We start from the raw sequence: 23,000 nt of genomic DNA on the forward strand, positions 1-23,000 counted from the left end.
TGACACGGACGCCTCGAGGTGACCGGCAAGATCGGATACCGGAAACGCCCGATTCCGGGAGAACAAAGGGAAACGACCTCGAACAATCGATCGTGACGGACGATCGCACTCGATGGAACGAGAAGTACGATGACGACGGTTTCGAACTCCCCGATGAGCCGATTCCCCAACTCGCCGCGCGTCTCGATGAACTTCCATCGGGACGCGCACTCGACGTCGCCACCGGGACGGGACGAAACGCCTGCTTCCTCGCGGCAAACGGCTACGACGTCGACGCGATCGACGTCTCCGACAGGGCGCTCGAGATCGCCGAGGAACGTGCCGACGCTCGCGGCATCGACGTCAACTGGATCAGGGCGGATATCTCCGAGTTCGACTTCGAACCCGAGCGCTACGACGTTATCACGGTGAGTTTCTTCGCCGCGCTGGAGGTATTACCGGCCCTGAAAGACGCGCTCGCTCCCGGCGGCGTGTTGATCTACGAGCACCATCTCCGGAGTACGGACCCGATCGATATCGGTCCCTCGAGCGATCGGTACCGATACCGGTCGAACGACCTTCTTCGGGCGTGTCTCGATCTGACGATACTGTTCTACGAGGAGGAGATTCGCATCGACGATGGCGATCGGTTGGCCGTCGCGACGCTCGTCGGTCGAAACTCGAGCGGCGGGAGTCAGTCGTATCAGTAGCGTCAAATAAAGCGGTATTCGGCCAAACAACGGGAATCGCACCGAAGCGAACGGTATTGTCCGTCGCCGCGAACAGGCGGTCGACGGACTCGTAATCAGTCACTCGAGTAACTCTCGAGCGTTGTGTCGCCACATCCTGACGTGGAGGACGTTTACCTCGAGTGCGTTCGCGACGGTGGTGGCGTTGATCGTCGCCAGACACTCCGCGGAGGTGATGCCGGCACAGGCCAACAGTTGTGCATCCTCGGGACCGACCCCAGTGACGCGATCCACGGCGGTCGGCCGCGGCCAGGGTCGTTCGGCTTCGTCGATTTGCGCCTCGGACTCGGACGGCGGGGAGACGTTTTCGAACGTCTGCCAGTCTTCGTCGGCGCTCGCGACGACCCACTCGCGTTCGGCCTCGCCGAGGCCGCGGACCTCCGTCGACCGTTTATCGAGATCGCCGTCGGTTTCGAACGACCACGGCAACGAAAACCGGCGTCGGAGCTCCTCCGCGACCGACTCCTCGAGTCCGGTATCGAGCAACATCCGATACGAGTACTCCTTGTTGGAGACGCGACCGGGATCGATGCCGACGGCCTCGAGCGACTCACGCATTCGCTCCTCGATCCGCGAATCGTCCGTTTTCTCGACGACGGAGTCGTTGCTCACGCGGGACACCAGGGTCTATCCGTATCTCTCAGCGTTCCATCTTGAAAGTTGTCCCCGTCGTTCCCGATTCGGCCAGCGAACGGCCATCGCGACCACCGGTAGGCTTACCCCGATTTCTCGTGACGTTCGAGTATGGTCCGTGAGACAATCGACCGAATCGGTGTCGTCGGCGCGGGAACCATGGGAAGCGGTATCGCACAGGTCGCCGCAACCAACGGCTACGACGTCGTTATGCGCGATATCGAGTCCGAATTTGTCGAAAACGGGTTCGAGTCGATCGACGACAGCCTCGAGCGCCTCGACGCGAAAGATGATCTCGAGGAGCGCCCGAAGACGATTCGCGAACGAATCGAGGGGACGACGGCGCTCGCGGAACTGGCCGATTGCGATCTCGTCGTCGAAGCCGCACTCGAAGAACTCGCCGTCAAGCAGGACATCTTCGCTGATCTCGAGGATGCCTGTGACGCGGCTGTCGTTCTCGCGACGAACACGAGCACGCTCTCGATTACGTCCATCGCCTCGGAGCTTGAGTATCCAGAGCGAGTGATCGGCCTGCACTTCATGAACCCGGTCCCGATCATGGAGGGCGTCGAGGTCGTCGTCGGCGAGAAGACCGACGAGTCGGTGACCGAACTAGCGCACGAAATCGCCGCCGATCTGGGAAAGACGACCTGGCAGTCCGACGACAAACCGGGGTTCGTCACGAATCGAATCCTGATGCCCTGGATCAACGAGGGGATCCGCGCGTTCGACGAGGGCGTCGCCTCGAAGGAGGACATCGACGCGGGGATGGAACTCGGCACGAACGTCCCGATGGGGCCGCTGACGCTCGCCGACCATATCGGGCTCGACGTCTGCCTGCACGCAACCGAAACGCTCCACGAGGAGCTCGGCGACCGGTACAAACCGGCGTATCTTCTCAAGCGAAAGGTCAAAGCGGGCGATCTGGGCAAAAAAACGGGCGTCGGATTTTACGAGTACGAGTAGTCGATTTGCAGAGGCCGCCCTCTCGAAATGAAAACACGGTTAGGTGGATGAACGCGACCGGACGGGTCGTCACACCGCAGCGGTCAGCCAGCACAGTCGGGGCGACGTGTGCTTACTTGTGTAGCGGTTTCTCCGCGATCTCGCTCCGGAGGGCGTCGACGCCCGTCCGCGACACATCGTCTTCGAAGCTCTGTAATATTTCGTACACTTCAGCTCGAGAAACCTTGACGTCGCCCTCGCGGACGACATCCTCGGGTCGCTCGCGAAGTTCGCGCATGGTTCCGACCGCGAGCAGGTACGGTATCGCCCACGCCGAGAGCTTGTTCCCGTGGTGTTCGGGGACGACCTCGAGATAGCGTTGGGCGTCGTCGAGGTACGTTTCCGCGCGTCCGGTGACGCGTCGGATGACGTTGGTCACGCCGTTGTGATTACCCTTGGCGGTCACGTCCTCGACGGAAACGTTCTCCTCCTCGAGCCACTCGGCGGGGAGGTAGACGTTGTTCTCCTCGCGGTAGTCGGTCTCGACGTCTTTCGCGATGTTGACGAGTTGCAAGAGCAACGCGAACGACCGGGCGTTCGACCGCATCTCCTCGGCGCGATCCTTGGAGGCACCGCGGGCGACGAGGCCGGTAATTAGGGTACCGACGGTTCCGGCGGCGTACCAGCAGTACTCCTCGAGTTCTTCGACGGTCTGCAGACGGAGACCGCCTTCGTCGGCGTACCGGCTCGTAAACATCGCCATCCCGCCGACGAGTTCGCGGACAGGTTCGCGCATGATCTCGCGCGGTTCGTCCTCGAGCGATTCGAACGTTCGAAGCACTCGCGGCGTTTCGGCGACGACCTCCCAGTCGTCGTCGGTCTCTGCAGGAATCCACGGCTCGACATCGACCATGAAACGGTCGACCGTGAGGTCGTCGTCCGGATCAAGCAATCTATCGTAGGCGTCAAGCAGGTCGGTCTGCGTCTCGGCAGGAATGTGCCCTGCATCCTCTATCGTGTCGGCAATCCGACACAGAAGATAGCCGACACAGATGTGTCCTGCCATGGGTTCCTCGAGCCGATCAATAGTGATCGAAAACGTCCGTGAGACCCCATGAACGGCCTCAAAGCACCACTCGAGGTCGGCGTCAGTAGTAAGTTCGTGCTGGCCCGTGGTCATCTACTTATCACCCTATTCGAGCGCTTTCCGGAAAAACACCGCGGTCCCGGATGTGTCCCCTCCAGAAGGTCAATATTGATTCGAGCGGTCCGAGCGGGTCGGATCCGAATCGGCCGTCGACTGCGATGTTCTACGTAGACGCGACTGCCGCGACTAATGTCGATGTTCCGACTGCTCTTGGGCCAGCGTTCGGTCGTCGATAAGCCACTCGAGTAAACGCAAGTCCAGTTACAACAACTGTAAAGGACCGACCGGTCGATATCTCGCGTATGGACTTTGCGCTCTCGGCTGAACAACAACAGATCCGTGACATGGTCTCGGAGTTCGTTGACGAGGAGGTCGTCCCCGTCGCGAGCGATATCGACCACGACGACGAATTCCCGCGCGAACTGATCGGAGAAATGGCCGATCTCGGGCTGATGGGAATGCCCTTCCCCGAAGAGTACGGCGGTGCCGGACTCGATTATCACTCCTACGCGATCGGTCTCGAGGAGATCGCTCGCGGCTCCGGTGGGCTGGGAACGATCGTCGCCGCACACATCTCGCTCGCGGGCAACATGATCTACGAGTTCGGCTCGGACCGCCAGAAAGAAGCGTATCTCACGCCGCTGGCCGAGGGACGCGATATCGGCGCGTTCGCCCTGTCGGAAGCCGGTGCGGGAAGCGACGTTCCGTCGATGGAGACGACCGCGCGAAAGGAGGGCGACGAGTACGTCATCGACGGCGGAAAGCTCTGGATTTCGAACGGTTCGGTCGCGGATACGGTAACGCTCTTCGCAAAGACGGACCCTGAAGCGGGGAACAAGGGCATCTCATCGTTCATCGTTCGACCGGAGAGCGACGAGGGGTTCATCGTCGAGGGCACCGAGGAAAAACTCGGCGACAAGGGCTGTCCGACCGCGGAGCTTCGATTCGACGAGCTTCGAATCCCGGAAGGACGCCTCCTCGGCGAGGAGGGTGACGGGTTCGTCCAGGCCTTAAAAACGCTCAACGGGGGTCGGATCACGATCGCGGCCCGAGGCGTCGGCATCGCTCGAGCGGCCCTCGAGGAAGCCGCCGACTACGCGGGCGAGCGCGAACAGTTCGGACAGCCCATCGGCGAATTCCAGTCGATCAAGCACAAGCTGGCCGACATGGATACCAAGATTCAGGCTGCAAAGATGCTCATGCACCGCGCCGCCGACCGAAAGATCCGCGGCGAGGACTTCATCAAGCACTCGGCGCAGGCGAAACTCTACGCGTCGGAAGTCTCTCGCGAGGTCGCAAACGAAGGCATCCAGATCCACGGCGGGTACGGGTATACCAAGGATTTCCCCGCAGAGCGGTTCTACCGGGACGCGAAACTCAACGAAATCTACGAGGGGACGAGCGAAGTGCTCCGGAACACGATCGGGGATCAAATTCTCGACTCGTAGCCCGCCACCACCGTACCTCGGGGCGTTCAACTCGAGTTTTCTAACGGATTTCACGCGAGTTCCGCGGGTCAGCCGAGCAGTGATTGTTTACCGACAGGAAACTGTCCTCAAAACTGACAGTCGGGGCACGACTTATACAACTCGCTGGCTTGTTTGGCTCTATGAGTCGACAGGATAGAGCGAGAGGGACGAGGTTCTGGGCCGAGGCCTCCGAATCCGACGCTCTCGAGCGCTATCGGACGCTCGTGAACACGGTCGAAGACGGGATTTATCAAGTCGACCCCGAGGGTCGCTTCGTTGCCGCCAACGACGTCATTTGCGAGATGACCGGCTACGAACGCACGGAACTCCTCGATTCGTCCGCGTCACTCCTTCTCGAAGCCGACGATATCGAACGTATCGAGAGCGAGATTCGAGAACGGCTCGCGGCCGGCGAGCAACGAAGCGAAATGTTCGAGTGTACGGCCCGGACTGCGACCGGTGAGACGTTCGTCTGCGAAGTCCAACTGAGTCTCCTTTTCGAAGACGAATCGTTTGCTGGGACCGTCGGGGTCGTTCGCGACATCACCGAGAGAAAGCGGACCGAACGGCGACTTCGAAAACGCGAACAGCAACTCGAGCGCGAACGCGATCTCACCGACCGAATCCTCGAGACCAGCCCTGTCGGCATCATGGTCCTCGACGAAAACGCGGAGGTCACGAGGATGAACGACATGGGACGAGAACTGCTGGGGGTCGAAGACGTAGACGAATTTTCACCGTCGGATCGAGCGACGTACACGGAAGATGGCAGGCGTCTCGCCGACGGCGAACAGCCCCCGATAGAAACGATTAGATCCGGTGAGGCCGTTTCAGATCGACTACTGCGCGTCGAACGGAAAGACGAGGGAAGTCGGTGGTTATCCGTCAGTACATCGCCACTGCTGAACGACGAGGGGGGTGTCGATCGCGTCGTGACGACGGGCGAAGACGTCACCAATCTCAAAGAACGCGAGCGCCGACTCGAGCAGCGCACTGACGAACTCACCACGGAATTAGCGGAAATTTACGGGCGGATCACCGACGGCGTTCTTGCGGTCGATCGGGAGTGGAAGTTCACGTACGTCAACGAGCGCGCCGAAGAAATCCTCGGACTCGACGAAGACCGATTGATCGGGACCGAGGTCTGGGAAACCTTTCCGGAAAAGGAGGGAACCACGTTCGAGGAACGCTACCGGGAGGCGTTGTCGACACAGGAACCAGTTTCGTTCGAGGCGTACTATCCTCCGCACGATTCGTGGTACGAGGAACACGTTCACCCCTCCGAAACGGGGTTGTCGGTGTACTTTCAGGATATCACGGAGAGAAAAGAAACACAACAGAAGCTCCGCGAGCGCGAGCGCCAGTTCTCAACGTTGATGGATAACGTCCCCGGAATGGTGTATCGCTGTCGAAACGAACGAGGCTGGCCGATGACATTCGTCAGCGACGCCTGCCACGACCTCTCGGGATACGATCCAAGCGCACTCGAGGACGACAGGGTCCGTTGGGGTGAAGACGTGATGGTCGAGGCGGACCGCGAGAAGCTCTGGAACGGCGTCCAGACCGCCACGAAGGAGCACGGAACGTTCTCTGAAACGTATCGTATCGAGACCGCCGACGGTGAGCGACGCTGGGTCCGCGATTACGGGCGCGCCGTCTTCGACGAGAACGACGAGGAAATCAAAATCGAGGGAATCATCTCCGACGTCACGGACCGAAAACGCCTCGAGAACGAACTCGAGGAGTCAGAGCGTCGATACAGAACGCTGGTCAAGAACTTCCCGCAAGGAGCCGTCGGACTCTTCGACGACGACCTGAATTACACCGCAATCGGCGGGCAACTACTCGACGAACTCGGTGTCTCTCCCGAGGACTGTGTCGGCGCAAGCGTCCGTCGAATCTACCCGAACGATCTGGAGCGAGAGATCGAACCACAGTTCCGAGCTACCCTCGAAAACGAGTCTCGTTCGTTCGAACACTCGTCGCGCGATCGGTGCCTGTACGCCCGAACGCTTCCGATTCGCGACGCCGATGACGAAGTCGTCGAGGGAATGGTCGTCGTGCAGGATATCACCGAGCGCAAGGAGTACGAGCGCAAACTCGAGGCGTCGAACGAACGACTCGAGCAGTTCGCCTACGCGGCCTCACACGATCTTCAGGAGCCGTTGCGGATGGTCACGAAGTACCTCCAACTGATCGAACGTCGGTACGAGGACGACCTCGACGAGGACGGCGAGGAGTTCCTCGAATTCGCGGTCGACGGTGCCGAACGCATGAAAGAGATGATCAACGGGCTCCTCGAGTACTCCCGCGTCGAAACCGCTGGGGGTCCACTCGAGCCGGTCGACCTCGCCGAGGTCTTCGCGGAGACGATGGCGGATATACAGATGAAAGTCGAGGAAACCGACGCCGAAATCACGGTCGAACCGCTTCCGCGTGTCGAGGGAGATACCAGCCAGTTGCGTCAGGTTTTCCAGAACTTACTCGAGAACACGATCGAATACTCCGGTGAGGGACCACCTCGTGTCCACGTGAGCGCGGACCGGAACGGATCAAACTGGACGGTTTCGGTTCGGGACGAGGGGATCGGTATCGACCCAGCTGATCACGAACGGATTTTCGAGGTGTTCAACCGACTTCACACCTACGAGGAGCACGACGGAACCGGCATCGGGCTCGCGCTGTGTAAACGAATCGTCGAGCGCCACGGCGGTGAAATATGGGTCGAGCCCAACTCGGCCGGCGGTTCAACGTTTTCGTTTACGCTTCCAGCGGCATCCAGCCGTCCCTCGTGAGTTCACTCGTTCGCGAAGCGAGGCCACAAAGTCGCCGAACGGGGTCGCATTTGGATGCCGAAGGAACTAGTCAAATCGAGATTGAGACCCCCAACTAACGGTCACGCCGGAGCTGAGACGCCCCATGTAATATGATCCCACAGCCGTTCGTAAAGGTAGTAGGTCCCCGTCTTGAGGATGTTCGTCGCGAGCCCGATGTTCACCGCATCACCGACATCACCGACGATCAGCCAGGCCACGGTAATCGTAATGAGGATCATGAACAGTCGATAGCAGAGCGTCTTCGCGATAGCCCGCTTTTGGGCCTGAAGAGCGGATCGGGAGACGATATTCGAAAGCATCGTATGCTCTATGTCATCGTCGGTACCCCTCATAAATAATCGGATTTGGTTATACTTTGACTCCATATAACCAAATTGGGTTTCCCCAACAGAACAAGAAGCCAGCCGGCCAGTGAGTGTGCTCGAGTCGGGCCGAGATTGACAGAAACTGCGAGCAAGAAAGTGTCGGATGGACGTTTATACTGCCCGATATGGCTGTGCAAAGATTCTCGCACCCCCGGGGCGACGAGAATGTTAACGACGTACAGCCGACAGTATCAGTCGTCCCGAGAACCCGCGTAATCGTGTCCGATCCAGAGCGCCAGAACGTTGACGGCGATGAACGCCACGAGCAGGAGCAGTCGTCCCACCGAATCCACACCGGCGATAAAGACGGGGATGTAAAAGAGCGGAAGCAGTGCACCGACCCAGAACCCGATAGCCGTAATGGAACTTCCGAGGCTCATGGCCTTAGCGCATCGTCTCGAGGGCGACGAATCCGTCGTCGTAAGCGGCAATCCAGTTAGTTAGCAGTTCGACGTCGGTCGCATTGGTCGGAACGATCGCACATTCGTCCGGAGCGCCGTCGTTCTCGATGGTGATATGTTCGAATTTCCTGGTCGACTCGTCGGTCACCTGCGGCGGGCGGGTATCGATATCGTTGGTCATAGATGGCGGGCGGCAGGGAACGCGCCTCGCTCGAACACGCGTGCGATTCGGCTATTGTTATCTGTATGCTACTGGGTGCCGCTCGAACAGTAGGCCCCAACAGCGCTCGAATTCGGTCCGTTTAGCCGCCGAAAACCACTGCAATGACTCCTAACGTGTACGGTATACGTACTCGATTCTCGAGATGCCTCGCTTCCGTTCGTTCGAAGTAAGAAGGTATTTCGGTCGGCTCCCCCGGAGTAAAGAAGTATTTCGTTCGACTACTCCGGAGTAAGAAGGTGTCTCGGTCAGCTCCTCGAGTCTAGTCCGTAGAATCTGCCCCAAAACGGCTACCGTGAGCCGAGTGTCACGCTGAATGTCGTCTCTCGGCCGTTCCGCCAGAGACTGATCGCGATCTCGTCACCGGGACTCGTCTCGAGCGCGAGGTGGGTCCCTAATGCGTGGCGGTCGGGGATCGGTTCACCGTCGATCCGAGAGATGACATCACCGCTCTCGAGAACGCCGCTGGACGGGCTACCGGGCGAAACGCCCGTAACGATGACGCCTGCCACCTCGTCGAGGCCGTTTTCTTCGGCGAACGTTCTGGTCACTGGCGCGTGTCCGATACCGAGAAACGAGTGGTCGTACGCGCCGTCTTCAATCAGCGCCGGAACGACGCGACGACTCAGCGCTGCAGAAATCGCATAGCCGATATTCTCCCCGCCACCGGCGTTGATGACGCCGAGGATCTCGCCGTCGAGATCGGCGAGCGGCCCGCCGCTGTTACCTGGATTGACGGCCGCATCGGTCTGGACGACGTTCGAGAACGAGAACTCGCGACCGGGTGCGTCCACCGATCGATTGACGCCGCTGACGATCCCCTGGGAAAGTGACCCTTCGAGTCCGAACGGCGACCCCACTGCGAGCACCTCCTGTCCGACCACGGGGGGTTGCTCGCTCAGGGAGAGCGGGACCGCTCCCTCGGGAACATGGGACACCTCGAGGGCGGCCAGATCGCTGTAATAGTCGGTGCCGACGACTCTTGCACCCGTCCAGTCGCCGTTGATGTATTGGACCTCGATAGCGTCCGCGCCGGCGACGACGTGCTCGTTGGTGACGATGTATGCGCTCTCACCCTCGAGATCGACGAGAAAACCTGATCCCTGCCCTTGCCCTTCGCTGCCGTCGATCGGGCTCTCGACGCCGAAGGCGCGAATCTGTGCCACAGAGTCGATAATCGCGTCGTACACCTGCGTGTAGATCGACTCGTCCGCCGGATCGCCATCGAATTCGAACTCGCTAGAGGAACTCCCCTCCATCGTCCGCTCCGCCCGAGGCGCGGCACACCCCGCGACCACTCCGGCGAGGCCGCTACCCGCGACGGCGAGAAACTTCCTCCGCCCGACTCGAGTGTCGTCCATGCGTCGGAATGGGAATGGGTACATATGAATCCAGGCAAAACGGCCTCAAGGCGGAGAAGGAAGGCCGAGTCGATCACAAAGGCGAACGTTGGCGGGGACGACAAGCTGAATCGACTGTTAGGAAGTGAAAGGAGAAAACCTCGCCCTTCAGGGCGGGGATGATTCCGCTGAATTGAGGCGCCGAAACACGTTTCGCGTCCAACGGTCGGCGACCCCGTCGATTAGGACGACCAACTCGCTACGGAAGATGCCTTTCCTCCGCCCGAAATTTGGTCGTACTGGTCCTGCGTAATCGTATAGCGGTGGTGGTCGACGACGGTTCCGTCCGGTCTGACCGTCGCGTTTCGAATGATTCCATCGTACTGTCCTCCGTAGGAGTCGATATACTTCTCCACCGCCTGCCTGGATTTTTCGTTACCGTCTTTGATCGAAACGGCGACGAGATCCAGATCGAGGCGATCGAACGCGAGTTCGATGATCGCCCCCGCCCGCTCGCCGGAGTACTCTCGACCCCAAAACGGTTTTCGAAGCCAGATGAACGGACGGGCCGTTTTCGTTTCCCAGTCGATCCTCATCCCGCCAGCGCCGGCGATTTCTCCAGCCCCTTTCTCGCCAGCTTTCGGACGGATGAGGTACTCGGCTCGCGTTCCAGCCTCCCACTTCGTCTCGAGTTCGTCGATGTGCTCGACCGTCTCTTTGACCGTCTCGTGTGGATCCCACGGGAGGTGCCGGGTCACCTCGTCGATGGACTGTTCGCGGTGTGAACAGTAGTCATAGTAGTCAAACGCGTCGACAGTATCGTGACAAAGGCGCTCGAAATGAAGCCGTTCCGTCTCCAGGTGGCTCAGGAAGAACATGCAAAAATACAACTACACATAAGTAAATAAAAATACATCGGTTCTTTAAAATACCAGATGTGTAACACGATCGATTCAATGAGGGTACGTATCCGCCGCTGAACGCGAACGGCGGAGGAAGCATCGCTGTCACCCGAATCGGCGAGCACAACGGGAGAAACTCGTCCGAACGGAAGGGAAAGCGTGTTATCGCCGGCGACCCGACCCACAGACATGACACCCACGGAAGACGCCCGCAGGTTGCTGGCAACGGGGCCGGTCTGTGACTCCTGTCTCGGGCGTCCGTTCGCCGAACGCAGTTTCGGCCTGACCAACGCCGAGCGAGGACGGGCGCTCCGAACGACGATCGCGCTCGAGGATGACGCCGACTACGAGACCGTCGAACCGACCGACTGCTGGGTCTGTGAAGGCTACTGCGGAAGCTTCGATGCGATCGCCGAAACGATCGTCGACGCCCTTGAGGGAATCGACTTCGCCACCTATCAGGTCGGGAGCCGAGTCCCGCCGCTGATCGAAGAGAACGAGGAACTCTTCCGCGAAGACGCCGGCCTCGAGCCGGACGTGGGCGAGTCGCTCAAGCGGGAGATCAACCGCGAAGCGGGTCGGCGCGTCGGTGCCGAAACCGGCGCGGAAGTCGGCTTCGAGCGGCCCGATATCCTCGCCATCGTCGATCTTAGCGGCTTCGATCCGTTCGAGTTGCTCGAGGTCGAGGACGATGGAGATGCGGTCGACGATGCGGTGGACGCGGCGGCACGAACCCAATCGGTGACGAGCCACGCCGTCGACCTGCAGGTCAACCCCGCGTTCGTCTACGGTCGCTATCGAAAGCTCGAACGAGATATTCCACAGACCGAGTGGCCCTGCCGAGAGTGTGGCGGGAGTGGAATTCAGCTTGGCGACGACGGCGAGGAGCCCTGCGACTATTGTGGCGGCTCCGGCTACCTGTACGACACGAGCGTCGAGCAGGTCGTCCGCCCCCACGTTGTCGAAGCGATGGACGGCGACGAAGGAACCTTCCACGGCGCGGGTCGCGAGGACGTCGACGCCCGCATGCTCGAGGGCGGCCGTCCGTTCGTCCTCGAGGTGAAAGAACCCCGTATCCGCGATCCGGACCCCGAAGCGCTCGAGCGCGAGATCAACGAGGCGGCCGAGGGTTCCGTCGAGGTCGACGGGCTCCGTCTCGCGAGCTACGACATGGTCGAACGGGTCAAAGAACACGATGCCAGCAAGCACTACCGAGCCGATGTCGAGTTCGACGAACCCGTCGAGAAGGCGGCCTTCGAGGCCGCACTCTCCGAACTCGACGGGGCGACCCTCGAGCAGTACACGCCCCAGCGGGTCGACCACCGACGAGCGAACATCACCCGAACGCGGACCGTCTATGAGATCGACGGCGACCTGGTAGAGCCGACGCAGGCGGAGATTCGACTCCACGGCGAAGGAGGACTCTACGTCAAGGAACTCATCAGCAGCGACGACGGGCGAACGGAGCCGAGTCTTGCAGGACTGCTCGGCGTCGACGCCGAAGTCACCGCGCTCGACGTCACGGGCGTCGAAGGCGAAAACGAGCCGTTCGAACTCGAGGAGTTCTTCCGCGACGACCGCTCCGAATAGGTTGTCACACCTCTCCTAGTCTTTTTTGCCGCCGATTTCCTCGATCACGCCGTTGATCGACATTCGAGGTCCGCAAACGCCTTGAGAGCGTCTCGAGCATCGACGACTGCACTCGTCTCCCCCGCAGATCGGTTCGAGGTGCCAGCCCGGTTCGACCGACCACGTAGCCAGCGGAGCCGTGGAAAGCAACGACTTTGATCGTCGCGAGTCCACTGGCCTGCATGTACCAGTTCGGCGTCGACGAAGCCGGCAAGGGGCCGGTGTTTGGTTCGATGTTCGCCGCCACCGTCTGTGTCGAGAATACCGGGCGGTTACCCGACGGAATTGCCGACTCCAAACGGCTCTCCGTCCGGCGACGCGAGGAACTCGCCGCGACCCTCCGCGAGACGGACGGAATCCACGTCGGCGTCGCGGAAATTTCGACGGCGCGGATCGACGACCCCGACACGAACATGAACGGCCTCGCCGTCGCCGCACACGCGAACGCGATCGAAGACGCATTCGGGGAACTCGGCAGTGACGAACTCAAGGACACGGACCGAGATAACTCTGGAGACGCGACCGTCTCCGGGCTCTGTGACGCCTGCGACACCGACGCGGATCGCTTCGCTCGACGGGTCGGGGAGGCCTGCAGTCTCGAGGCGACCATCGACGCCAGACACGGCGCAGACGACGACTCCGACCTCGTCGGTGCGGCGAGCATCATCGCGAAGGTCGAACGCGACGCCCACGTCGCCGACCTCGCCGCGGAGTTCGGCGAGATCGGTAGCGGCTATCCGGGCGACTCCACGACTCGAGCCTTCCTCGAGTCCTACGTCGAAGAGACCGGCGAATTGCCACCGTTTGCCCGCAAGTCGTGGTCGACGTGTACGGACGTTCTCGCTGAGGCGAGTCAGACGAGTCTCGACGGGTTCTGAGCGGGCTCGACTGCCGAAAACGCGAGTGTCGAGAATCCAAAGAAATCGGTTTTCCGCCGTTACTTGTCGGTGAGGAGCCGCCGCAGGATGTCGCCGTAGGCGGGTCGGGTGATCAACACGCCGATCAGCACGCCGAGGATGGTGATGATCGCGAATCCGCGCAGATCGCCCAAGCTGAGCACTGCCAGCGGCGACATCGCGACGATCGTCGTCGCCGCCGCGGCCCCGATGATCCAGAACGCCTTGCGGAACCGCGACTCGAAGACGCGCTGGGAGTTGACGTCGCCTTCGGACATCACCTCGTCGGCGATGATGATCAGATCGTCCACCCCCGTTCCGACGACCGCGATGAAGCCGGCGACGTGGGAGAGGTCGAGGGGCATTCGTATCAGCGCCGCGAAGCCGAGCAGGATGAAGACCTCCGCGAGCGCCGTGAGGATCATGGGTGCCGCGACTCGAGGGTCGCGGTACCTGACGTAGACCATGCCGCTGACGGTGACCACCGAGAGCAGTCCGATCAGTAGCGAGTAGGTCTTGAACTGGTCGGCCAGCGCCGGCTGGAGCGAGTAGACGTCGCCCTCGTTTAGGTCGAGTGGGGCACGGAGTTCACCGGCCTGCAGGTTAACCGAGAGCGCCTGTGCCTCCGAGTACTCCTGTGCGCCCATGTAGAACGACGGGCTGGTCTCCCAGTCGCCGCTTCCCATCTGGGAGCCCAACGTATTGCTCATCGAGTGGGCGGCGACCGGTTCACCGTCGACGACCGTGAGCAGACAGTGTTGTTCGACGTCGTCGTCGAAGTGCATCTGGCCGGTTTGTGGGTCGGAAACCTGACAGTTACCCCATCCGTTCGGTTCACCGTAGCCCATGTCGTTCATGTCCTCCTGGAACCCCGGAGCGCTGTTGCTCTCGACCTGGACCGGAACTTCGTATCCCGTTCCCTCGTCCTGCGTTGGTGGGTCGACATCCGCGATATCGTCGCCAGTGAGCACCGTCTCGTTAGTTTGCGTGCCGTCGTCACCTGGGTGATAGGCGACGACTTCGATAATACCTCGGTCGTCAAGGATCTCCCGAAGTTCGTCTTCGCCCATCTCGGGGACTTCGGTGACGACGTAGTGTTGATCACCCATCGCCGCCTCGGAGACCTGACCGCCGGAGAGTCCCGCCTCGTTGATCCGCAGATCGATCGTCGTAATCACGTCGTCGCGGGTCTCCTGTGTGACGCCCTCGCGGACGTCGTCCTCGTCTACCTCGATGCCGGCGTCCTGAAGCGCGCTGATGAACGCTTCTTCGGTCACGTCCTCGACGAACAGTTCGGCGCTGACGGTGCCGTCGTCGTGGACTTCGATGTTCGCGTCGCCGATCTCGATGTCCAGATCCTCGTCGTCGTAAAGTACCTCTTCTATTTCGCCGATCCGCTCGTCATCGACCTCGCCGGTCTCGTCGTCGACGACCCCAGCGTCGATGTTCTCGGCAGTCATTCCGATGACGGGGGCGCTAATCCGAGTCCCGCCCTCGAGACCGAGTCCGTACTCGATGTTCAGCGGATCGTCGGTCCAAGATTGCTCGTCCTCAGCTCCGCCGCCGTAGCCGTCGTCGTCCATGACGCCGCCGGGGACGAACAGTGCGATCAGCGCGCCGAGGACGAAGACGACGAGCATGATGACTCGCCAGTTTTCTTTGAAGAAGCTGACCGGCTTCATCGGTTCACCCCCTCGAACTTGTACCAGCGAAGCAGGCTGAGATTCAACATGTACGTGTTCATCAGGTCGGCCGCGAGGCCGATGAACAGGATGGTTCCGATCGATGCGAGGAGGTCGACCCCCATGATCGTCGCCGCGATGGCCATCACGAGCATGGCCATCATCGAGGTTACCGTCATCGTCACACCGGTCCTGATCGCCCGGTGAGTGCTTTCATAAAAGTCACCGCCGCGGCGAAGGACGTGATTGTTCAACAGGATGTCCGAGTCGACCGAATACCCGATCAACATCAACAGTCCGGCGACGGTCCCGAGCGTGAGCGGAATGTTGGCCAGATTCATGAACGCGAGTGGGATCACAAGATCCGAGAACGCAGAGAGGACGATCGCGATCGAGGGAACGAACGTCCGAAAGAGCAAGAACGCGATCACGCTCATGCCGACAAACGCCGCTACGACGCCGAGTAACGCGGTTTGCTGGGCCTCTTCACCGAAGCTCGCCGACGTCGAAGAGACCTCCTGAACGACTTCGTCGTTTCCATCTGCGGGTGCCAGGTTCCGCTCGGCCTGATCGGTGAGCGCTTGCTGATCTTCGGACGTAAACTGGACGATATACTGGTCCGTCGCCCCCGTCGTCTGGATCGATTCCGGTTCCTCCTCGAACGCCGCCTCGACCGCCGATTCTGAATCACTCGTCTCGACGGTCAGTTCCGTCCCTCCGGCGAAGTCCATTCCGAGTTCGACGGGTGTTCCATACACCACGTATCCGCCACTCAGAATCAACAATGCGACCGCCAGAAGGGCGAGCGGAACCGCCGCGAGTTGGCGGTTACTGTACCGGGTATACTCAATCTCCGGTACGTCGAAATACCCCATATACCAGCCACGTGGGCGTCACCGAAAGTAAGCCTTCGCAATTCCTGAAGTCCAGTTTCTCGTGATGAAAGTGAGCGAGATCGCCCGGTACAAACGCAACCGAAGCCGATTCTCGAGAGACTGCTCGTCTCCATTAAGACAACCATAGCCGGCCAACCGACCAGCGGCGAATGCGCTGAGCACACACGTTGACCTCGACAGCAACGTTTTGCAACTGGACGACCTACGCGAACACATGGCAAACGAATCACGGTCGGAACCGCGGGAAGAAGCGACGCGCGTCATCGTTTCCTACCCCGAGGATCTCTCGAAGTGGGGCCGATTCCAGGTCGAAAAGCCCTCGTTCCGAGCGTTTCTCCGTAAAACTCGCGACACGGCTCGAGCGGGCGACACCTGGGAGGAGTTCGTCGGCGTCGGCTGCTGTGGAAGCACGCTTGACGTCCCCCTCCGCGTCGAACGAACTGACGGCGGCGACAGAATTGGCGAGGACACCGAATTCGAGTACGAGGTGCGCGAAGCGTGCGGAATCGAGGGGAGTTGGCGCGTCCAGAGCAAGGAAGGGCCTTCTCGAGCGTAAGTCACCCCGAGAACAATTTCCTCTGGCGCAAGTCGCTCAATCCGGCAAGTATCGAACGCTGAGGACGCCTTCGTCCTCGTCGCGCCGGACTTCGACACGAACGGCCTCGAGTCGGGCCGCCCGAGCCACCGTCTCTGCGTCCTCGAGTACGTCCTCGGCCGCCTCCTCGAGGTCTTCCTCGGGAAGTGAGAGCACGTGAATCTCGCCGGTTCCCGCTCGTTCCTCGCGGACGACCTCGCCCGGTTGGGCGTCGGCCGCCAGCTCTCGCTCGTGGGTCGTCGGACTGAGATCGCTGTCGACGAGGTCGATCGTGCGCCGCTGTTCGACGTCGACGACCTCCCAGGCCACCTCGAGGGGCGGTTCGGGTGCGACCGTCGCCTCGAGCACGTCGTCGACCTCGAGGCCGGGGTTCGACGCCAGGGTGTGGACCTGGGCCGTCTCGATATCTCTGACGACCGCCGACTCTGCCTCCGCGTGGGTGACGACGAACGTCGCCGTCTTTTCGCTCATACGCAGAGATCACGGTCGAAGGGTTTCCCGGTTTCGTTCCCCGTTAGTCGACGTGTTCGGAGACGAATGCGGTCCAGCCAGCAAGAAGGTGAAAGCCCCTTTCAGTCCCACCCGGCGGTGGTTGGTGGGGTGTGCTGATTCGCGTGGACAGTTCGGGAGGCAACCTCGAGGTTATCTGCTTGCGACTGACCGGCTAACGGATCACGGATGATCGAATGACGGAACGCCTTTACGCGCGGCCCTCGCGCTCTCGCGCATGGACGTCGACATCGGGAACGCGCTCGCATCGGTCGCCTCGCCGGGAATCTCTCGAGACGCGCTCGAGCGCCTCGACGATCGCGTCGGGCAGGCCCATGAACGCATCGAAACCGGACGGGAGAACCACGAACACGGATACGCGGCGTTGAATCTGCCGGAGCGAACTGACCCTGCCGAGATTCGGCGCGCGGTCGAACCCGTCGCCGACGCCGAGGCGCTGATCACGATCGGCATCGGGGGAAGCGCGCTGGGTGCAGCGACGCTCGCCAACGCGCTCGAGTCTGACACGGAGACGGTCTTTCTTGACAACGTCGACCCGGCGTGGGTGACAAACCGACTCGAGGCGCTCTCGCTCTCCGAGACCGCGATCAACGTCGTCTCGAAGTCCGGAACGACGGCGGAGACGTTAGCGAACTTCCTCGTCGTTCGGGAGGCTTTCGAAGACGCGGGCGTCGACTGGACCGAGCGCACGATCGTGACGACCGGCGATTCCGGCCCCCTCTCCGATCTCGCCGAGCGCCACGATCTCCCGAAGCTGAAGGTTCCCGACGGCGTCCCCGGTCGGTTCTCCGCGCTCTCACCCGTCGGCATGGTCGCCGCCGCGGTCTGTGGTCACGACCTCGAGGCGCTTCTCGAGGGCGCTCGAGCCGAATCCGAGACGCTCTCGGGATCGCTATTCGAGTGTCCCGCCTACGCCTACGGGGCGACATCGTACGCGCTCGACGTTCGCGGCGCCGGAATCAACGCGATGGTCCCCTACGCGGAATCGCTCGAGACCTACGCCGAGTGGTTCGCCCAGTTGTGGGCCGAGAGTCTGGGCAAGGACGACCTCGGCCAGACGCCCGTTCGAGCGCTCGGCGTCACTGACCAGCACTCCCAGCTTCAGTTGTATCGAGCCGGGCCGCGAGATAAGCTCGTCACGTTCGTCACGCCTCAAGCGCGCGCCGATCGACAGATCCCCTCGACAGCGGTCGACGAACTCGCCTATCTCGGCGATTCCACGCTCGGCGAACTGCTCGAGGCGGAGTTCGAGGCGACTGAGGCGAGCCTCGCCGCGGCCGGTCGGCCGAACGTCCGAATCGAACTCGAGTCGGTCGACGAGCGCGAACTCGGCGGACTGCTGTACGGGATGGAAGCCTCCTGCGTGCTCGCCGGCGAGCTGTACAACATAAATGCCTTCAATCAGCCGGCCGTCGAATGGGCGAAAAACGCGACTCGCGGCCTCCTCGGGGGCGGCGAGTTCGAGGAAGCCGACGCCGTCGCCGAAAAGACGACGCTCCGCGTCGAACGGTAGCCCGACTCCCGTTCGCTGACCGAGTGGTTTTCTCCGCTCGAGTGCCCTCCTCGAAACGTTCGACGGTCGATTCCCCAGCCGGAATGCGGAGCCGACGACCGGATGCGGTGTTCCTATGTATACTCGCCAAATAATCCGGGTATGAGCCGGACAGCGCAGGCTGATGACGGCGGGAGCAACGCCGGTGCCGACGGCGTCCCCGCCGTCGGAACGATCGTCGCCACCCTCGCGATGGTGTGTCTGCTGGTCCCGATCCGTCAGGGCGTCGATGAGCCGGCGGTCTGGGCGGGTGCTGTCTTCGCCGTCCTTTCCGTCGGTGGATTTCTCGCACGACGCCACGATATTCTCGAGCGGCGTGTCGGCGGCCCCATCACGATCGGTTCCAGCGCTCTCGTCCTCGTTTGCTCGGCGGGTGCGATCATGCTCGGGACATCGGGGTCGGTTATCCTGCCGGAACTGGGCTGGTCGATCTCGCTCGTCTTCGGCTCGTTCCTTACTGGAGCTACCGCACTCGCCGTCGCAGTTGCGGACTACGCCGGCATCTCCGGATCGGGGCTGAGCCGACGAACCGCGCGCTTTCTCGAGATGGGGGCCCTCGGGTTCGTCGGCCTCCTCGCGATCGAAATCGTGTTGCTCTTCGTCGCACTGCCAGTGCTCGCAGTGGTCGGCGAACTGACCGAACTCCAGGCGCAGGCGATCAGCTACGTCTCGTTCGGCCTCGGGCTCGGAACGGTCGCCGTCGGCTACCTCGCGCTCCGAGGCTACGACCTGTCATACATCGATATCGAGGTACCGACGCTCCGAACCGTCGGGTGGACGATCCTCGGATTGATACTCATCTTCGGCGCGAACATCGCGGTCTCCGTTCTCATGACCGGCGCTGGCGTCGACTCCGCCGAGCACAGCACGTCGGCGGCCGTCGAGCAAAACGTCGAACTCGTGCTGGTCATCATCCCGGCGATGGTGTTGATCGTCGGCCCGCTCGAGGAACTGCTGTACCGGAACGTCATCCAGAAACGGTTGTACGACACGTTCTCCCGGTACGGTGCCGTCATCGTCGCGAGCGTCGTCTTTACCGCCGTGCACGTCGGCGCGTACGCGACCGCAGGCGCGGGAGAAGTCCTCGCGAGTCTGGCCGGCGTGTTCGCGCTCTCGTTGGTCCTCGGGACGATCTACGAGCGCACGGATAACCTGGTCGTCCCTGCGCTCGTCCACGGCAGTTACAACGCGTTGCTGTTCGTCCCGTTCTTGCTGTGACAAATCGCCGTTCTCCGCTCTTGTACTTCACACCGTTTTGCGCAGTTGGAACCGTTCGTTCCGCCGTCGACTGTCCCGAGTGTGCTGTCCGTGGTTTCGCTCAACAGTCAGTCCGTCGGCTCCTCGAGGTCACGTCCTCGGACTCGCGAACAATCCACTGCGTTGAACGTTTGTTCCTGATCCGGTTGTAGAACAAGTAGGAGTTACTAGGTCGATTTTCGTCGCTTAATTCGGGTTTTTCCGCGCGAGCCCGGAGCCACAGATCGGACAGCGGTCTTTTTCGTCGTCGAACTCCCGACCGCAGCCCTGACACTGGAAGCGCCAATCGCGCTGTTCTTCGATCCCTTCTCGAGCGATGACTTCGACGTCGACGTGTAACTTCTCCGCGACGTTTTGCATCGCGTAGTCGTCGGTGACGAGCACGCCGTCGAGTTCGAAACTCGCCGCAACGAGCCGAATGTCAGTCTTCGAGAGCGTCTCGAAGTCGCCGGACTCTCGAGCGGCGCGTTCGACCTTTTCGGTGGTGTCCTCGTTCGGAATGTGAATGTGCATTCCGGAGCCTTCCATCGCGTCGTAGCGATAGGCGCTCTCGTCCTCGAGTTCTTCGCGGACGAGCGGGATAGTTGCAGACTGTTCTGTTGTGTGAAAGTCGTGGATGAAAGCCGAGGAGTCGAGAATATACATACCGTTAGCGCTTGACGACGATGTAGTCTTTCACAGCCTGAACGCGGCTGACTGGCACGCGAAACCGGCCGGTGTCATCGCGGTCAAAATCGACCGCGTGGCTCGGTAACTCCTCGTCAGGGTCGATAACGAGGTCGTGAAGTTTGCCTGATTTAATATCCATCGTGACGTTGTAGAGCATTCCCAGTTCAACTCCGTCGGAACCCATGACGGACTTGCCCGAGAGGTTTTCGGCGAGTATGTCGCTCATACCCTACCGTTCAGACTAGTCGATAATAAATACCATGGAGGCGCTGTATCAGTTCCTGGTAACGCTTGTTCTCAAAGCAACGATTGTGGGGAGAGACTAATCCGCATTCTCGGTGTGAATCGATCGCTCCAACCGTCCGGGAGAGGGTCGAAATTGTTTGATACACGACTTTCCGTCTCGTCTTACCGATTCCGTTTCGTTCGGTACGTTTTCACCACACTATCGGAGTTGTGACGATGGGTTTAACTACCGTCCTACGGACCGTTTACCCAAGACCTTCTCTGGTGGTTCACCATGTCGGACACGGACACACACGACCCCACATCTCTCAGAACGCCGATCGTCGCCGTTCTCGGACACGTCGATCACGGAAAGACAAGCCTCCTCGATAAGATCCGCGGCTCGGCCGTTATCGAGGGTGAAGCAGGCGCGATTACACAGCACATCGGTGCCACTGCCGTGCCCCTCGATATCATCTCGACGATCGCGGGCGAACTCGTCGACCCGGACGACTTCGATCTGCCCGGATTGCTCTTTATCGATACGCCGGGCCACCACTCCTTTACCACGCTTCGGTCTCGAGGCGGTGCGCTCGCCGATATCGCGATCCTGGTCGTCGACGTCAACGACGGCTTCCAGCCACAGACGATCGAGGCGCTCGACATCCTCAAGCGCTCGGAGACGCCTTTTATCGTCGCCGCGAACAAGATAGACACCGTTCCGGGCTGGAATCCGAACGAAGACACGCCGATCAACGACACCTACGACGCCCAATCGGATCGCGCGGCCTCGAGACTCGACGAAAGCCTCTACGAGATCATCGGCGAGTTGAGCGACGAGGGGTTCTCGGCAGACCTCTACTGGCGAGTGCAAAACTTCCAGCGCAACGTCGGCGTCGTTCCCGTCTCCGCGATGACCGGCGAGGGCGTCCCCGACCTGTTGGCCGTGATGATGGGGCTCTCCCAGCGGTACATGAAAGAGGAGATGGAGATCGACGTGGCCGGCCCCGGCGTCGGGACCGTCCTCGAGGTCAAAGAGGAGAAAGGGTTCGGGACGACCATCGACATGGTGCTGTACGACGGCACGATTCGAGCCGACGACATCATTGTCGTCGGCGGAAAGAACGAGCCGATCGTCACGGAAGTCCGCGCGTTGCTTCAACCGAGGCCGCTCGCGGAGATCCGTACCGAGAGCCGGTTCGAAAAGGTCGACGAAGTCAAGGCCGCCTCGGGGATCAAGATCGCCGCCCCGGAACTCGAGAACGCGATGGCCGGCGCACCGGTTCGCGTCGTTCGAGATCGCGAACTCGACAATGTTGTCCACGAGGTGCGGGCCGAACTCGCGGACATCGCCGTCGACACCGAAGAGCAGGGCGTCGTCGTCAAAGCCGACACCCTCGGGAGTCTCGAGGCGATGGCGGACGCGCTCGGCGACGCCGAAATACCGATCGTTCGCGCGGAGGTCGGCGACGTTGCGCCGCGAGACATTTCCGTCGCGTCGACGGCGGAGGATCCGAAACAGCGGGCGATCCTTGGATTCAACGTCGACGTGCTCGCGGACGCCGAAACGCGGGCCGAACAGGACGACGTCGAACTGTTCACGGACGAGGTCATCTACCAGCTGGTCGACGAGTACGACGAACACATCGAGGAACTGGAGCGAGCCCAGCAGGACACGATCCTCGAGAACATCTCCCGACCCGCACGATTCCGGATTCTTCCGGATCACACGTTTAGACAGAACGATCCGGCGGTCGTCGGCGTCGAAGTCAACGCCGGTACGATCCAGAACAACAGCTTCGTCGTCAAGTGGGACGGCAACGAGACCGAACGCGTCGGGCAGGTAAAAGGGATCCAGGAGCAGGGCGAAGACGTCGACGAGGCCCGCGCGGGCAACCGCGTCTCCGTCGCCATCGACGGGCCGACGGTCGGTCGCCAAATCAAAGAGGACGACGAACTCTGGATGGAGGTCCCCGAAAAGCACGCGAAGATCTTAGAACAGGAGTTAAAAGACGAGATTCCGGGCGACGAGCTCGAGGCGCTGAACATGTACCTCGAGAACCACCGGAAACGGGACCCGTTTTGGGGCAAGTAGTCGCTAT

22 protein-coding genes are annotated in these 23,000 nt (G+C 61.1%); 10 read left to right on the plus strand and 12 right to left on the minus strand.

Annotation, left to right across the window (positions count from 1 at the left end):
* Positions 1-92: 92 nt before the first annotated feature.
* A complete protein-coding gene (locus tag QNM96_RS01860) occupies positions 93-689 on the plus strand; it encodes a class I SAM-dependent methyltransferase (protein WP_283834306.1) in 597 nt (198 codons plus the stop codon).
* A gap of 99 nt (positions 690-788) precedes the next feature.
* On the opposite strand, the gene QNM96_RS01865 is transcribed toward QNM96_RS01860, so the two are convergent.
* A complete protein-coding gene (locus tag QNM96_RS01865; RefSeq protein WP_345782509.1) occupies positions 789-1,340 on the minus strand; it encodes a hypothetical protein in 552 nt (183 codons plus the stop codon).
* A gap of 132 nt (positions 1,341-1,472) precedes the next feature.
* Between QNM96_RS01865 and QNM96_RS01870 the strand changes: the two genes are divergently transcribed.
* A complete protein-coding gene (locus QNM96_RS01870; RefSeq protein ID WP_283834307.1) occupies positions 1,473-2,327 on the plus strand; it encodes a 3-hydroxyacyl-CoA dehydrogenase NAD-binding domain-containing protein in 855 nt (284 codons plus the stop codon).
* A 112-nt stretch (positions 2,328-2,439) separates the two neighbouring features.
* On the opposite strand, the gene QNM96_RS01875 is transcribed toward QNM96_RS01870, so the two are convergent.
* Positions 2,440-3,486 carry a phytoene/squalene synthase family protein gene (locus QNM96_RS01875; protein WP_283834308.1) on the minus strand — a complete coding sequence of 349 codons (1,047 nt, stop codon included), beginning with the start codon at positions 3,484-3,486 and terminating at the stop codon, positions 2,440-2,442.
* Positions 3,487-3,755: 269 nt separating this feature from the next.
* Between QNM96_RS01875 and QNM96_RS01880 the strand changes: the two genes are divergently transcribed.
* Positions 3,756-4,901: an acyl-CoA dehydrogenase gene (locus QNM96_RS01880; protein ID WP_283834309.1), complete on the plus strand. Its 1,146-nt coding sequence runs from the start codon at positions 3,756-3,758 to the stop codon at positions 4,899-4,901.
* A gap of 161 nt (positions 4,902-5,062) precedes the next feature.
* On the plus strand, positions 5,063-7,717 hold the full coding sequence (locus QNM96_RS01885) for a PAS domain S-box protein (protein WP_283834310.1): 2,655 nt from the start codon (positions 5,063-5,065) through the stop codon (positions 7,715-7,717).
* 101 nt (positions 7,718-7,818) lie between these two features.
* Here the strand turns inward: QNM96_RS01885 and QNM96_RS01890 are convergent, their stop codons facing one another.
* From QNM96_RS01890 to QNM96_RS01910, 5 genes are all read right to left on the minus strand, one after another.
* Positions 7,819-8,058 (minus strand): DUF2061 domain-containing protein, encoded by a 240-nt coding sequence (locus QNM96_RS01890; RefSeq protein ID WP_283834311.1) that lies wholly within the window; start codon positions 8,056-8,058, stop codon positions 7,819-7,821.
* Positions 8,059-8,315: 257 nt separating this feature from the next.
* Entirely contained in the window at positions 8,316-8,504 is a 189-nt protein-coding gene (locus tag QNM96_RS01895) for a hypothetical protein (RefSeq protein ID WP_283834312.1), read from the minus strand.
* A 4-nt stretch (positions 8,505-8,508) separates the two neighbouring features.
* On the minus strand, positions 8,509-8,706 hold the full coding sequence (locus QNM96_RS01900; RefSeq protein WP_283834313.1) for a hypothetical protein: 198 nt from the start codon (positions 8,704-8,706) through the stop codon (positions 8,509-8,511).
* 329 nt (positions 8,707-9,035) lie between these two features.
* The gene (locus QNM96_RS01905) at positions 9,036-10,106 is read right to left on the minus strand and encodes a trypsin-like peptidase domain-containing protein (protein WP_283834314.1); all 1,071 of its coding nucleotides are present in this window, start codon (positions 10,104-10,106) and stop codon (positions 9,036-9,038) included.
* A 221-nt stretch (positions 10,107-10,327) separates the two neighbouring features.
* Complete coding sequence (locus QNM96_RS01910) at positions 10,328-10,963, minus strand: GNAT family protein (RefSeq protein WP_283834315.1); 636 nt, start codon at positions 10,961-10,963, stop codon at positions 10,328-10,330.
* A gap of 213 nt (positions 10,964-11,176) precedes the next feature.
* Here QNM96_RS01910 and QNM96_RS01915 point away from each other — a divergent pair, with 213 nt between their 5' ends.
* Both QNM96_RS01915 and rnhB read left to right on the plus strand, forming a co-directional pair.
* Positions 11,177-12,577: a tRNA pseudouridine(54/55) synthase Pus10 gene (locus QNM96_RS01915; protein WP_283834316.1), complete on the plus strand. Its 1,401-nt coding sequence runs from the start codon at positions 11,177-11,179 to the stop codon at positions 12,575-12,577.
* 221 nt (positions 12,578-12,798) lie between these two features.
* Positions 12,799-13,494: a ribonuclease HII gene (rnhB, locus tag QNM96_RS01920; RefSeq protein WP_283834317.1), complete on the plus strand. Its 696-nt coding sequence runs from the start codon at positions 12,799-12,801 to the stop codon at positions 13,492-13,494.
* A gap of 59 nt (positions 13,495-13,553) precedes the next feature.
* On the opposite strand, the gene QNM96_RS01925 is transcribed toward rnhB, so the two are convergent.
* A complete protein-coding gene (locus QNM96_RS01925) occupies positions 13,554-15,194 on the minus strand; it encodes a preprotein translocase subunit SecD (RefSeq protein ID WP_283834318.1) in 1,641 nt (546 codons plus the stop codon).
* Positions 15,191-16,069, minus strand: coding sequence for a protein translocase subunit SecF (gene secF, locus QNM96_RS01930; protein ID WP_283834319.1), 879 nt, complete (start codon positions 16,067-16,069; stop codon positions 15,191-15,193). The genes QNM96_RS01925 and secF overlap by 4 nt, the downstream gene beginning before the upstream one ends.
* A gap of 235 nt (positions 16,070-16,304) precedes the next feature.
* On the opposite strand from secF, the gene QNM96_RS01935 reads away from it, so the two are divergent.
* Positions 16,305-16,646, plus strand: coding sequence for a hypothetical protein (locus QNM96_RS01935; protein ID WP_283834320.1), 342 nt, complete (start codon positions 16,305-16,307; stop codon positions 16,644-16,646).
* Between the two features lie 36 nt (positions 16,647-16,682).
* On the opposite strand, the gene QNM96_RS01940 is transcribed toward QNM96_RS01935, so the two are convergent.
* On the minus strand, positions 16,683-17,156 hold the full coding sequence (locus QNM96_RS01940) for a DUF5812 family protein (RefSeq protein WP_283834321.1): 474 nt from the start codon (positions 17,154-17,156) through the stop codon (positions 16,683-16,685).
* Positions 17,157-17,412: 256 nt separating this feature from the next.
* Between QNM96_RS01940 and QNM96_RS01945 the strand changes: the two genes are divergently transcribed.
* Both QNM96_RS01945 and QNM96_RS01950 read left to right on the plus strand, forming a co-directional pair.
* The gene (locus QNM96_RS01945) at positions 17,413-18,708 is read left to right on the plus strand and encodes a glucose-6-phosphate isomerase (RefSeq protein WP_283834322.1); all 1,296 of its coding nucleotides are present in this window, start codon (positions 17,413-17,415) and stop codon (positions 18,706-18,708) included.
* Between the two features lie 141 nt (positions 18,709-18,849).
* On the plus strand, positions 18,850-19,965 hold the full coding sequence (locus QNM96_RS01950; protein ID WP_283834323.1) for a lysostaphin resistance A-like protein: 1,116 nt from the start codon (positions 18,850-18,852) through the stop codon (positions 19,963-19,965).
* 225 nt (positions 19,966-20,190) lie between these two features.
* Here QNM96_RS01950 and QNM96_RS01955 read toward each other — a convergent pair whose 3' ends face one another.
* Positions 20,191-20,649, minus strand: a complete 459-nt coding sequence (locus QNM96_RS01955) for an NOB1 family endonuclease (protein WP_283834324.1) — start codon at positions 20,647-20,649, stop codon at positions 20,191-20,193.
* A gap of 4 nt (positions 20,650-20,653) precedes the next feature.
* Positions 20,654-20,899: a PRC-barrel domain-containing protein gene (locus tag QNM96_RS01960; protein ID WP_283834325.1), complete on the minus strand. Its 246-nt coding sequence runs from the start codon at positions 20,897-20,899 to the stop codon at positions 20,654-20,656.
* Between the two features lie 294 nt (positions 20,900-21,193).
* On the opposite strand from QNM96_RS01960, the gene infB reads away from it, so the two are divergent.
* A complete protein-coding gene (gene infB / locus QNM96_RS01965; RefSeq protein ID WP_283834326.1) occupies positions 21,194-22,993 on the plus strand; it encodes a translation initiation factor IF-2 in 1,800 nt (599 codons plus the stop codon).
* Positions 22,994-23,000: the final 7 nt, after the last annotated feature.

Origin of the sequence: Halostagnicola sp. A-GB9-2 (genome assembly GCF_030068615.1) — an archaeon.
GTDB lineage: Archaea > Halobacteriota > Halobacteria > Halobacteriales > Natrialbaceae > Halostagnicola.

Excerpts from the sequence above, each read along its gene's own strand:
- QNM96_RS01875 (WP_283834308.1), bottom strand. The coding sequence starts at position 3,486 with ATGACCACGGGCCAGCACGAACTTACTACTGACGCCGACCTCGAGTGG.
- rnhB (WP_283834317.1), top strand. The coding sequence starts at position 12,799 with ATGTACCAGTTCGGCGTCGACGAAGCCGGCAAGGGGCCGGTGTTTGGT.
- QNM96_RS01955 (WP_283834324.1), bottom strand. The coding sequence starts at position 20,649 with ATGTATATTCTCGACTCCTCGGCTTTCATCCACGACTTTCACACAACA.
- QNM96_RS01910 (WP_283834315.1), bottom strand. The coding sequence starts at position 10,963 with ATGTTCTTCCTGAGCCACCTGGAGACGGAACGGCTTCATTTCGAGCGC.
- QNM96_RS01885 (WP_283834310.1), top strand. The coding sequence starts at position 5,063 with ATGAGTCGACAGGATAGAGCGAGAGGGACGAGGTTCTGGGCCGAGGCC.
- QNM96_RS01905 (WP_283834314.1), bottom strand. The coding sequence starts at position 10,106 with ATGGACGACACTCGAGTCGGGCGGAGGAAGTTTCTCGCCGTCGCGGGT.
- QNM96_RS01890 (WP_283834311.1), bottom strand. The coding sequence starts at position 8,058 with ATGCTTTCGAATATCGTCTCCCGATCCGCTCTTCAGGCCCAAAAGCGG.
- QNM96_RS01950 (WP_283834323.1), top strand. The coding sequence starts at position 18,850 with ATGAGCCGGACAGCGCAGGCTGATGACGGCGGGAGCAACGCCGGTGCC.
- QNM96_RS01945 (WP_283834322.1), top strand. The coding sequence starts at position 17,413 with ATGGACGTCGACATCGGGAACGCGCTCGCATCGGTCGCCTCGCCGGGA.
- QNM96_RS01870 (WP_283834307.1), top strand. The coding sequence starts at position 1,473 with ATGGTCCGTGAGACAATCGACCGAATCGGTGTCGTCGGCGCGGGAACC.
- infB (WP_283834326.1), top strand. The coding sequence starts at position 21,194 with ATGTCGGACACGGACACACACGACCCCACATCTCTCAGAACGCCGATC.
- QNM96_RS01940 (WP_283834321.1), bottom strand. The coding sequence starts at position 17,156 with ATGAGCGAAAAGACGGCGACGTTCGTCGTCACCCACGCGGAGGCAGAG.
- QNM96_RS01935 (WP_283834320.1), top strand. The coding sequence starts at position 16,305 with ATGGCAAACGAATCACGGTCGGAACCGCGGGAAGAAGCGACGCGCGTC.
- QNM96_RS01925 (WP_283834318.1), bottom strand. The coding sequence starts at position 15,194 with ATGAAGCCGGTCAGCTTCTTCAAAGAAAACTGGCGAGTCATCATGCTC.
- secF (WP_283834319.1), bottom strand. The coding sequence starts at position 16,069 with ATGGGGTATTTCGACGTACCGGAGATTGAGTATACCCGGTACAGTAAC.
- QNM96_RS01960 (WP_283834325.1), bottom strand. The coding sequence starts at position 20,899 with ATGAGCGACATACTCGCCGAAAACCTCTCGGGCAAGTCCGTCATGGGT.
- QNM96_RS01880 (WP_283834309.1), top strand. The coding sequence starts at position 3,756 with ATGGACTTTGCGCTCTCGGCTGAACAACAACAGATCCGTGACATGGTC.
- QNM96_RS01900 (WP_283834313.1), bottom strand. The coding sequence starts at position 8,706 with ATGACCAACGATATCGATACCCGCCCGCCGCAGGTGACCGACGAGTCG.
- QNM96_RS01915 (WP_283834316.1), top strand. The coding sequence starts at position 11,177 with ATGACACCCACGGAAGACGCCCGCAGGTTGCTGGCAACGGGGCCGGTC.
- QNM96_RS01895 (WP_283834312.1), bottom strand. The coding sequence starts at position 8,504 with ATGAGCCTCGGAAGTTCCATTACGGCTATCGGGTTCTGGGTCGGTGCA.